Below are 1,937 nucleotides of genomic sequence, written 5' to 3' on the forward strand. Positions count from 1 at the left end.
TATCGGAGCCGTCCCTGTTCGTTTTCCCGTACGGGATCCTTGTCAACAAACAGGGACGCCGCTTCACCGACGAAGCGCCCGGCACCGTCGACGCCTGGTACGAACGGGTCACGCGCCGAATCTACGAGCAGGACGAGGGCATCGCGTATGTCGTTCTCGACCAGCGCGTGAAGGACATCCCAAACTACCGCCTCGCGATCCGCACTGACCAGCCGGCAATCGAGGCGTCCAGCCTCGAAGCACTGGCAGGACATCTTGGCATTTCGGCCGATGCGCTCGCCACCACGGTCGCCGCGTATAACGCGGGATGCCACGACGGCCACTACGACCCGCTCGTCGCCGACGGCCTCGCGACCGAGGGCGTCGAGCCACGCAAGTCGAACTGGGCGCTGCCGCTGGATCGAGCGCCCTACTTCGCGTATCCGATCATTTCGGCGAACGTGTTCACGTTCGGCGGCCTGAAAGTGGATGCCGCTGCGCGCGTGCTGAACAGCGATGGCGCGCCGATCCCCGGTCTGTATGCCGCCGGCGAAACGGTCGGCATGTATTACGGCAACTACACTGGCGCGACATCGGTCCTCAAGGGCCTTGTGTTCGGCAAGCTGGCTGGCGAAACCATCGGCAACCAATACTGAGCAGTGAGGACCCTTCAATGACTCCAGACCTTCTTGTGATCGGCGGTGGCATGGCAGGCTTTTGCGCCGCGCTCGAAGCGGCGCAGGCCGGCTTCAGCGTGACCCTGCTCGAAAAGCAGCCCGATGCAGGCGGCTCGTCGGCGATGAGCGGCGGCTGTCTCGCGTTCGCAGGCACCGATCTGCAGTGCGAGCACGGCATCGACGACAGCGACGAGTTGCTGTTCACCGACCTGCGCGAAGTCGGCAACTTCGAAAACGACGAAACGTTGGTACGCGCGTACGTCGATCACCAACTAGACACCTACCACTGGATGCGCGATCACGGCGTCGCGTTTGGCCCGTCGATCGAAACCTCGTCGGGCCAGTCGGTGCCGCGCGTGCATTCGGTCGATCCCGCCGATGCGATGCGGCAGTTGGTGCGTGCGTGCGCGGCCACGGGACGCGTCAGCGTACATCTGAGCGCACCCGCGCACCGTCTGATCCGCGACGCGGACGGCCGTTTCACTGGTGTGCACGCAAGCATGGACGGCGGGCACCGCACGCTCTTTGCGCCTCGCGGCGTGATCCTAGCGAGTGGTGGCTTTTGCCGCAACGCCGAGATGGTGCATCGCTTCGCACCGCAGTACGACGAAGCCGTGTTCATCGGTGGGGATGGCAATGTGGGCGACGGCCTGAAGATGGCGATGGAGTTCGGCGCGGACCTGCGCGACATGGCTTACATCAAGGGCACCTACGGCAAGCATCCGCTCGACGAAACCAATCACCACAGTTGCCTCGCGGTGTACAAGGGCGCAATCGCGGTCAACCAGGACGGCCGACGCTTCGTCGACGAGTCAGTGTCGTACAAGCTGCTCGGCGATGCCGCGATCCGCCAACCGTATGGCGCGACATTCCAGATTCTCGACCAGCGCATCATGGACAGCGGCGACGACCGCGTGCGCATTCTCGACTTCCAGCGCCGCCTCGACGAAGGGCTGTTCATCCAGGCCGACAGTCTTGGCGAACTCGCACGGCTGATCGAAGTGCCGGCCGACACGCTGTGCGAAACGGTCGCCGTCTACAACGCCGCTGTCGATTCCGGCCACGACGAAGCATTCGGTCGCACCCGCCTCGTCCACCATCACGGCGCGCTGTGCCGAATCGAGCAAGCGCCGTTCTACGCGTACCCTTCCACCGCGGCGGTATTCGGCACCTATTGTGGCCTGCGCGTGAATGCGGCGATGGAGGTCGTCAACGTGTTCGACGAGACGCTCGACGGCCTGTTCGCGGCGGGCGAAGTGGTCGGCGGCTTCCATGGCGGTG

Annotated in this window: 2 protein-coding genes; both read left to right on the top strand. The window is 64.5% G+C overall.

The genetic code is table 11. The features are described from left to right. Positions 1-635 (top strand): FAD-binding protein (locus WCA53_RS03560; protein ID WP_423905526.1); only part of this gene is annotated, 635 nt, incomplete at its 5' end. 17 nt (positions 636-652) lie between these two features. Further along, the coding region (locus tag WCA53_RS03565; RefSeq protein WP_423905529.1) for an FAD-dependent oxidoreductase at positions 653-1,937 on the top strand (1,285 nt) is incomplete at its 3' end.

The sequence above is a fragment of the Caballeronia sp. genome (assembly GCF_049581465.1).
GTDB lineage: Bacteria > Pseudomonadota > Gammaproteobacteria > Burkholderiales > Burkholderiaceae > Caballeronia.